An 8,449-nucleotide genomic window follows, 5' to 3' on the forward strand; every position below is an offset into this window, starting at 1 on the left:
AGGGCAGGCAGGCTCGCGGGGAGCGCCATGAATTGACGATCAAGCCGCCGCCGCTCACTCCGCCGGTGCGGAAACAAGGCTGGCAAACCGGAACATCGCCCCTGAGAAAATAAATTGGCGATCAATCTGCCCCTTGTCGCCCTGGGTTGCAAGTGATCCCCGGACATTCGGCCCCAAACCATGAAAAAGGGCCACCCTCTCACAAGGGTGGCCCTCCTGCTCTGGCCATGAGCGGCACGGATTCGCTCAGGTGTGCCTCACATGATGGAGTGGTGCCGGCTCATGACCAGTGTTCGTCAGCCGGGATAGCTCGACCAGACCTTGGTCGCGCCCTCCTCGCTGATGCTCAGCACCTGGTAGGGCTGACCCGGAATATCCATGCCCGGCGCACTCTGGGGCATGCCCGGAATGGTCAGGCCGCGGATCGCCGGTTTTTCCTTGAGCAGCTTCTGCACGTCGGCGGCGGGCACATGCCCCTCCACCACATAGCCGTTCACCACCCCGGTGTGGCAGGAAGCCAGCTGCGGGGTGATGCCGTACTGTTGCTTGACGGGTTCAAGCTGCTCGGTTTCGACGACCTTGACCGCAAAGCCGTTCTCTTCCATGTGCTTGATCCAGGTCTTGCAGCAGCCGCAATACTGGGACTTGTAGACTGTCATCTGCTCGGTTGCCAGAGCAGAAAAACTGACGGTACCGGCCAGCACGGCCAGTAACAGAGACTTGTACATGACTCACCTCGGATAAGAAGAAATGCCCAAAAAACGGGTAACTCGACTCAAGCTGTCTGGCGAGGGGGCCGTTCGAGCCGCTCCAGCGGTGCCTCCGGCATGAAGAGGGAGGGGGAAATGAACGCTGGCATGTCGGGCTCAAGCCAGGCCACCGTCAGGCTGTCGCCGGTGAGCACCGTCATGGCGAGCGCCGAGGTGAAGCTGCCGCAAGGCATGGCTTTTTCCAGGGTGCGTTCGCTCTGGCTGCAATGGGGAGTCAGGGTACAGAGATCGGTCGCCGCCCTGCTGCCAAACGACATCAGCACCATCAGCAGGCTCCACAGGGGGAGCCAGCGGCGGGCGCGAGCGAGTTGGCGACGGGTCAGGACCATGGGATGACTCAGTGATCGAAGAGGGCCTATGGTAACCCTTGGCCCAGGGGGAGGGTCAAGCCCTCCCCACCGTCATGGTCATCAGGGTTGCTGGCGGGTGGCGGCCAGCACTATCTCGCGCACGCAGACGTTGGCAGGCTGGCTCCAGGCATAGAGCACAGCCTCGGCGATCACCTCGGGGGCGATGACGCCACCCATCTCCTCTTTCCAGCCGTGGTAGCCGGCCTTGATGCTCTCGTCCGTGGTGTGACTGAGCAACTCGGTTTCCACCGCCCCCGGGGCTATGGTGACCATGCGCACGCCGACGTCTGCCACCTCTTCCCGGATGTTCTCGGTCAGGGCGTGCACCGCGAACTTGGTGGCGCAGTAGGCGGCATGGTTCGGGAAGGTCTTGCGACCGGCGATGGAGCTGATGTTGATGATGGTACCGCTGCGGCGCGCCTTCATCCCGGCCAGCACGGCATGCACGCCGTTCAGTACCCCCATCACATTGATGTTGAGCATCTGCTGCCACTCGGCGGGATCCTGCACGTCGGCCTGACCCAGCAGCATGACGCCCGCGTTGTTGACCAGGCAGCCCACAGGGCCGAATCTGGCTTCCGCCTGCTGGACGGCGGCCTTCATGGCGGCGGTGTCGGTGACATCGACCCCGACACAGAGCGCATCGGGCAGGTTCAACGCCTGCATGGGCTCGACCCGACGGGCCAGCAGCAACAGAGGGTGGCCGGCGGCAGAGAAGGCGCGGGCGATGGCGGCACCTATACCGGCGGAGGCACCGGTGATCACGACGAGGGACTTGGACATGGGTATTTCCTTCTGATTCATTGAGGAACTGAGTCAAACAAGGGCTGGCCAGCACGGGACTCAATCACTATAGTCGCCACATCTATCGGTGATAAATATTGTTTTCCGCTGGTTATCATCTGAAAAAACTATGGTTGGTTTTATGCTGGACCTGAGATTGCTGCGCTTCTTCATCGCCATCTATGAAGAGAAGAACATCACGGCGGCGGCGGCACGCTGCCACGTCAGTCAACCCTCCCTCTCGGCGGGCCTGCGCCAGCTGGAGGAGGCCCTAGGTGACAGCCTCTTCATCAGAGGCAAGAAGGGGGTGGAGGCCAAGGACCCGGCCCACTATCTCTATCCTCACGCAGTCAAGCTGGTAGAGGAGGCGCGCCGCCTGCCGACCCTGTTTCGCCAGAAAGCGACGCGCGCCAGGCTCAACATCGCCATCATGCCGGACTTGAGCCGCCGCCGGGTGGCCGGGCTGCTGCAGCGGGTGCAGGGAGTGCTGCCGGAGCTGGATCTCACCCTCTCCGACTACGGCACCCCTGCCGACTGCCGGCTGACCCTGGATGCCCTGCGCCGGGAGGACGAGATCTTCCTGCCGCTCTGGGAGGAGAACTATGTGCTCTGCGTCCCGGCCGGCCATCCCCTTGCCGGTCGCGAGAGGCTCCCGCTGGCCGAACTGCAACACTATGATTTTATTGAATGCCCTCCCTGCGAGGCTCATCAGCAGACCATAGGCCTGCTGGCCTGTGACCGGCTCACTCTCAATCTGGTGGCCAAGGCCGAGAGCAAGGGGCTGGTGATGGCACTGGTGCTGGCGGGGGTGGGCATCAGCTTCCTGCCCGACGGTCTGGTGGAAGATGAGCCGGGTCTGCGCACAGTGGCGGTGAATGGACCCCGGATGTTTCGCCGCATCGGGCTCTGTTATCCCGCCCACCAGACCCTGAATCCGGCGCTGCGCGACCTGATCCCGGAACTGGCGAGCCGGGGTGCTTCTTGATAACGTCGCAGCTCACCGCCCTTTTTTATCGGCACCAGGCCCCTCTTCAGGCTAGGACCCCATGAAACGCATTCTGATCATCTTCTCACACCCGGCCCTGCAGAGTTCCAGGGCCAACAGGCAGCTGCTGCAGGCACTCGACGGCCTGGAGGGCATCACCCTGCACGACCTCTACCACCACTACCCGGACATGTTCATCGACGTGAAGCGGGAGCAGGCCCTGCTGTCGGAGCACGACATCATCGTCTTCCAGCACCCCTTCTACTGGTACTCCTGCCCGGCCATCATGAAGGAGTGGATGGATCTGGTGCTGGAGTATGGCTACGCCTACGGTCCAGAGGCCCACGCCCTCAGCGGCAAGCAGTGGCTCTCTGCCATCACCACGGGGGGCGCTCCCGAGTCATATTGCAGCGAGGGCTACAACCAGCGCCCGCTGCTCGACTTCCTGCTGCCGTTCCAGCAGACGGCGCAGCTGTGCGGCATGCAGTGGCTACCCCCCTTCGTGCTGCACTCCTTCCACAAGCTCAAGGATCCGGAGGCGCTGCGCCGCTGTGGCCAGGAGTACCGCCAGCTGATCTGCGCCCTGCGCGATGAGCGGCTCACCCCGGCCCAGCTCGCGGGCAGCACCTATCTGCGGGATCTGCTGGGGGAGTTGTCATGACGACAGGCTGGATTTTCATCGGGCTTGCGCAGCCAGCCCTGACGAACAGAGACGAACGGAGGGCCGGCTGATGGGGCACGGATTGTTGTTTGACGCCTTGATCTATCTCTCGGCGGCGGTGATAGCGGTGCCGCTGGCCAAGCGCTGGGGGCTGGGTTCAGTGCTCGGTTACCTGCTGGCGGGCATCATCATAGGCCCCTTCCTGCTGGGGCTGGTGGGTGAACAGAAAGATGTGATGCACTTCGCCGAGTTCGGGGTAGTGCTGATGCTGTTTCTGGTCGGGCTGGAGCTCAGGCCGGCGCTGCTGTGGCAGCTGAAGGGACCGATCCTCGGCACCGGCGGGCTGCAGGTGCTGCTGACTACGGCCGCCCTGACCGGAGTGGGCTATCTCCTTGGCCTGCCTTGGCAGCAGGGGCTCGCCATCGGCCTTATTCTCGCGCTCTCCTCCACCGCCATAGTGCTGCAGAGCCTGCAGGAGCGCAAACTGATGCAGAGCGAGAGCGGGCGCTCCGCCTTCGCGGTGCTGCTGTTCCAGGACATCGCCGTCATCCCCATACTGGCGATCCTGCCGCTGCTCGCCATAGCGCCGGTCGCCAGCAACGGCAATCCGGATCTGGCGGGCTGGCAGCACGGCCTGCTGGTGGTCGCCGCCATCGCCGGCATAGTGCTGGGCGGCCACTACCTGATGCGGCCGGTGTTCCGTGCCATAGCCCAGTCCCACATGCGGGAGATCTTCGTCGCCGCCGCCCTGCTGCTGGTGATCGCCATCGCCGTGTTGATGGAGTCGGTGGGGCTCTCCCCCGCCCTTGGCTCCTTCCTCGCCGGCGTGGTACTGGCCGACAGCGAGTATCGCCACGAGCTGGAGGCGGACATAGAGCCATTCAAGGGGCTGCTGCTCGGCCTCTTCTTCATGTCGGTGGGGGCCGGCATCGATTTTGGCCTCTTTGCCGCCCATCCCCTGCTCATTCCATCCCTGGTGATAGGGCTGATGCTCCTGAAATGGGGGGTGCTGATGGTGCTCGGCCTGATCATTCGCATCTCGCCGAGCCAGCGCTGGACCTTCGCCCTGGCGCTGGCACAAGGGGGGGAGTTCGCCTTCGTGCTGTTCTCGTTTGCCGCCCAGAACAAGGTGCTGCCCGGTGACACCATCTCGCTGCTGACCCTGGTGGTGGCGCTCTCCATGGCGCTGACGCCGCTCTTGCTGATCCTCAATGATCGGGTGATCCAGCCCTGGTTCGACTACCGCAACCAGGCCGACCAGCCCGAACACGAGCAACCCGAACTGGTCGAGCACCCCGTCATCATCGCCGGCTTCGGCCGCTTCGGTCAGATAGTGGGGCGCCTGCTGCACGGCCACGGCATAGGCACCACCATACTCGAGCAGGACGCCAGCCAGATAGAAATGCTGCGCAAGTACGGCTATCAGGTATTCTACGGCGATGCCAGCCGGCTCGACCTGCTCCATGCCGCCGGGGCCCACAAGGCCAAGCTGCTGGTGCTCTCCATCAACGATCCGGCGACCTCCCTCGAGGTGATCGAGATGGTGAAGAAACACTTCCCGCACCTCAAGATACTGGCCCGCGCCCAGGACAGGCCCCATGCCCACGAAATCCTCCGGCACGGAGTCGACAGCGTGCACCGTGAAACCCTGGGATCGGCCGTGGATCTGGGGGTAGAGGCTCTGACCCAGCTCGGATTTCGGGCCAACCAGGCCTGGCGTGCGGGTCAGGTGTTCAAGCAGTATGACAACCGGCTGCTGCGGGAACAGGTCAACTACCTGGATGACGAGCACACCTATATCAACAAGAGCCTGCAATACCGCGAGATCCTCTCCGATCTGCTGCAAGACGACGAGGAAGGACAGGAGCGTACCCACGCTCACAACTGGAACAGCGGTCTGCCCGACAACGACAAGGAAGCAATATGATTGCCTATTACCCCATGCTCAAACACCTGCACATGACCCTGGCCATGGTCAGCCTGCTGCTCTTCATCTACCGCTGGAGCCTGGCACTGGCTGGCAGCGGGCGCTTGCAACAGAAGTGGCTCAAGGTGTTGCCCCATATCAACGACACCTTGCTGCTGCTGTTTGGCGTGCTGCTGGCGGTCACCCTGCAGATGAGCCCGGGCCAGCAACCCTGGCTGATGGCCAAGTTGATCGCACTGGTGGTTTACATAGGCCTCGGCGTCATGGCGCTCAAGCGCCCTGTCCACGGCCAGAAGCTGGTCGCCGGGGTTGCCGCCCTCGCGGTATTTGGTTACATGATTGGCGCCGCCATCACCAAGTCAGCCTGGTCCTGGCTGGCCTGAACGTTCTCTTTGCCGGTGAGGGGCCAGCCCCTCACCTCTTTCCCCCTGCCGAACGCCCCCCTCTCCCTTGGCTCCCTACACATTTCTCCCCTGTCGTGACAACCGGGAAATATGAAGAGCACTTTATTTTGGCAAAATAAGGCTCCAAAAAGCTCCATTCATATTTTGTTTAACGATATTTATCAATTACTTATCTTGTCATGTATGAAAATGGCGACAGTTGTCGCAGCAAAACTTGCGACATAGACTGTCGCACACCATAGCTAGGATACACTCAACGCTAAACCAGTGAAGGCATGCACCATGAGTAAGAAGCTGTTACGACAACTGACCTTGGCGCGTTGCATCCCGCACCGCCCTTACAAGCTGACCGCCAGCCAACTCCAGGTAAAACTGGAAGAGGAAGGTATTCACGTCAGTCTGCGTACCGTGCAACGGGACCTGGAAGAGATGTCCGGCATGGGACTGTTCGACCTCACCTCGGATGAGCGCAGCAAACCACACGGCTGGTGCTTCGAGCGCCATGGTCTCAACGACTTTGCCAACATCATGCCGCTCTCGCTGGCGGTGGCCCTGAAAACCTGGAGTGATCAGGCGAGCCAACTGCTACCGGCGAGTGTATTGACCGAATTGAACCCCCTGGTCGACAAGGCCAGCCAGGTGATCCGCGACAGCCAAAGCGAACTGGCGGAACGCTGGCTCGAGAGCGTGCATCAGTCGCCGCGCCCCTTTGCTGGCAACCCGGAGATCCGCCGCAGCACCCTGATCCGCGACGCCCTCTGGCGTGGTCGCAAGTTCAGCGCCGAGATCCAGCGTGTCATCAAGGAGCGCACAGTGTGGCTCTGCTATGACCGCATCAATCCGCTCGGGATCCTGAACCAGCCCGATGGCCCCATCCTGCTCTGCACCCTGTCCGAGCTGGATCCCAAGGTCTATGGCATCCCGTTCGATCACATCAAGAACGTGGAACTGACCAACTTCAGCGCCACCCAGCCGAAGGATTTCAACGTCCAGAAGCTGATCCGCGACCAGGGCTATCAGGACGTCAGCGGCCCGATCCGCTTCGTCGGACGCATCGATGCAAACTGCCCCACCCTGATCGATGGGCAGATCCCGGGCCACAACCCGCGTATGACCCGCTACGACAAGCGCAGCGTGGTGGTGGAGACCGAGGTCCAGGATACGCCCGAGTTCCGCTCCTGGTTGAACAACATGAGTGGCAACCTGGAAGTATTGGCCCCGGAGTCCCTGCGCAAGGCATATCCGACACCGGGTACCCGGGTCAGCTGAGCACAATCGGATAAATGATAAGAAGCCGAGCATGAGCTCGGCTTCTGTCTGTTTTTAACACATAATTATTCAATTAATTTTTAACTCTTACATCCTTGATTGAACCTTCTGTACCATCGTTTTCCTCCCTGTTTTTGGTTGTGAGAGATCCGCCATTCCTCCTGTAAGACCCCTCAGTGTCGAGCCGTACGTGAAGCCATCCCGTGAGTCTTATGCTTTCCTGAGAAACTAAATAAAGTGCTGATAAATATCATGAAATCAGATTGGCAGTGGATGCCTATTCATCATCCGACGCTATCTGATGGCCTCTCATGCCTTGTTCCTGCCCACGATTGCCTTAGTATGGGTCTCACAAGGACGGCTGGTTCGGCAGGATGCAGAAACAGCGCATAAATAGGAAAAGCCGCAGGACGTGGCAGGACACCTCAGGATGAGGTTGATAACCCGGATGGTTATCACAAGGAATGACAGGACAACCGCAGGATGCGGTCGCAGGACACCTCGGGATGAGGCTGAGTGGCACGGATAGTCACTCTTAAGGATGATAGGAACCCCGCAGGAGCGGCAGGAACAGCTTCAGGATGAAGCGAGATGACCCGGATGGTTATCTGTCAGGATGACGAAAGGAACACCACGGGATGTGGTAATGGACACCTCCAGGATGGAGACGGTGAAGCAATCAGGAGTGATTGCCAGGCTAGGATGGCCACAGGACACCCCAATGGAATGGGAAGGGGAAATTCCAAAGGAAAGGATAGAGTCAAGGATTGCAGGGAGCATGGCAGTTCAGGGACTGGACGAGATGACTTGAGGGGACGGCAAACGCCGTCCCCTTTTCTTTATATGTACTCCAGCGAATCAGCTCATCCCAGGCGCGCACTTACCCCATGCCCCGGAGCTGTGGCCTGAATCGCCTCACCCTCAGGCACAAGAAGCCTCCCGTGTACCTCGTGGACGACCCTGGCCACCAGGACCGAAGCCAACATCCATTACCCAGGGCAGAAAAGCAGAGCACCTCAACCCCCCAGAGTGACACAACTTCATCACTTCTTCATTCACCGGGCAGCCAAGTCTATTGAGTGGACGATTTGCCCCTCCCTCTACTTCATATGCACCAAAGCAAAATCAGTGGCGGAGTGTCCGGGGAAGCCGTGTGAGCCGAGGTGACATACAGAGATCATGTGGTCAGTCGGTGATTCCGTGGCGCCTTTAGTGGTGACTGTGGTGTTTCGGGGGCTTGAAACGAAAAAAAGCCCAGTCTTTCGACTGGGCTTTCCAAATAGTGGCGGAGCGGACGGGA

Annotated in this window: 8 protein-coding genes; 5 read left to right on the forward strand and 3 right to left on the reverse strand. The window is 60.7% G+C overall.

The genetic code is table 11. The annotated features are described in order from the left end of the window. Window positions 1-296 precede the first annotated feature (296 nt). The 3 genes from G4923_RS13460 to G4923_RS13470 all read right to left on the reverse strand — a co-directional run bounded on the left by G4923_RS13460 (window position 297) and on the right by G4923_RS13470 (window position 1,903). Window positions 297-728, reverse strand: coding sequence for a DUF411 domain-containing protein (locus tag G4923_RS13460; protein ID WP_139745803.1), 432 nt, complete (start codon window positions 726-728; stop codon window positions 297-299). 47 nt (window positions 729-775) lie between these two features. Continuing rightward, window positions 776-1,099, reverse strand: coding sequence for a hypothetical protein (locus G4923_RS13465; RefSeq protein WP_139745802.1), 324 nt, complete (start codon window positions 1,097-1,099; stop codon window positions 776-778). An 81-nt stretch (window positions 1,100-1,180) separates the two neighbouring features. Then, complete coding sequence (locus G4923_RS13470; protein WP_025325396.1) at window positions 1,181-1,903, reverse strand: SDR family oxidoreductase; 723 nt, start codon at window positions 1,901-1,903, stop codon at window positions 1,181-1,183. A gap of 142 nt (window positions 1,904-2,045) precedes the next feature. On the opposite strand from G4923_RS13470, the gene G4923_RS13475 reads away from it, so the two are divergent. The 5 genes from G4923_RS13475 (at window position 2,046) to G4923_RS13495 (ending at window position 7,149) form a co-directional block, all read left to right on the forward strand. Then, window positions 2,046-2,888, forward strand: coding sequence for a LysR family transcriptional regulator (locus G4923_RS13475; protein WP_163137367.1), 843 nt, complete (start codon window positions 2,046-2,048; stop codon window positions 2,886-2,888). Between the two features lie 61 nt (window positions 2,889-2,949). Beyond that, complete coding sequence (kefF, locus tag G4923_RS13480; RefSeq protein ID WP_025325394.1) at window positions 2,950-3,549, forward strand: glutathione-regulated potassium-efflux system oxidoreductase KefF; 600 nt, start codon at window positions 2,950-2,952, stop codon at window positions 3,547-3,549. A 70-nt stretch (window positions 3,550-3,619) separates the two neighbouring features. Further along, complete coding sequence (kefC, locus tag G4923_RS13485) at window positions 3,620-5,476, forward strand: glutathione-regulated potassium-efflux system protein KefC (RefSeq protein WP_163137368.1); 1,857 nt, start codon at window positions 3,620-3,622, stop codon at window positions 5,474-5,476. Continuing rightward, complete coding sequence (locus G4923_RS13490) at window positions 5,473-5,859, forward strand: SirB2 family protein (RefSeq protein WP_111910801.1); 387 nt, start codon at window positions 5,473-5,475, stop codon at window positions 5,857-5,859. Before kefC ends, G4923_RS13490 begins: the two co-directional genes overlap by 4 nt. A gap of 303 nt (window positions 5,860-6,162) precedes the next feature. Then, window positions 6,163-7,149 (forward strand): helix-turn-helix transcriptional regulator, encoded by a 987-nt coding sequence (locus G4923_RS13495; protein ID WP_025325391.1) that lies wholly within the window; start codon window positions 6,163-6,165, stop codon window positions 7,147-7,149. Window positions 7,150-8,449: the final 1,300 nt, after the last annotated feature.

Source organism: Aeromonas rivipollensis (assembly GCF_010974825.1).
Taxonomy (GTDB): Bacteria; Pseudomonadota; Gammaproteobacteria; order Enterobacterales; family Aeromonadaceae; genus Aeromonas; species Aeromonas rivipollensis.

What these genes read in the sequence shown, in the direction of transcription:
- G4923_RS13495 (WP_025325391.1), top strand. Translation starts at nt 6,163, where the DNA reads ATGAGTAAGAAGCTGTTACGACAACTGACCTTGGCGCGTTGCATCCCG.
- G4923_RS13490 (WP_111910801.1), top strand. Translation starts at nt 5,473, where the DNA reads ATGATTGCCTATTACCCCATGCTCAAACACCTGCACATGACCCTGGCC.
- G4923_RS13465 (WP_139745802.1), bottom strand. Translation starts at nt 1,099, where the DNA reads ATGGTCCTGACCCGTCGCCAACTCGCTCGCGCCCGCCGCTGGCTCCCC.
- G4923_RS13470 (WP_025325396.1), bottom strand. Translation starts at nt 1,903, where the DNA reads ATGTCCAAGTCCCTCGTCGTGATCACCGGTGCCTCCGCCGGTATAGGT.
- kefC (WP_163137368.1), top strand. Translation starts at nt 3,620, where the DNA reads ATGGGGCACGGATTGTTGTTTGACGCCTTGATCTATCTCTCGGCGGCG.
- kefF (WP_025325394.1), top strand. Translation starts at nt 2,950, where the DNA reads ATGAAACGCATTCTGATCATCTTCTCACACCCGGCCCTGCAGAGTTCC.
- G4923_RS13475 (WP_163137367.1), top strand. Translation starts at nt 2,046, where the DNA reads ATGCTGGACCTGAGATTGCTGCGCTTCTTCATCGCCATCTATGAAGAG.
- G4923_RS13460 (WP_139745803.1), bottom strand. Translation starts at nt 728, where the DNA reads ATGTACAAGTCTCTGTTACTGGCCGTGCTGGCCGGTACCGTCAGTTTT.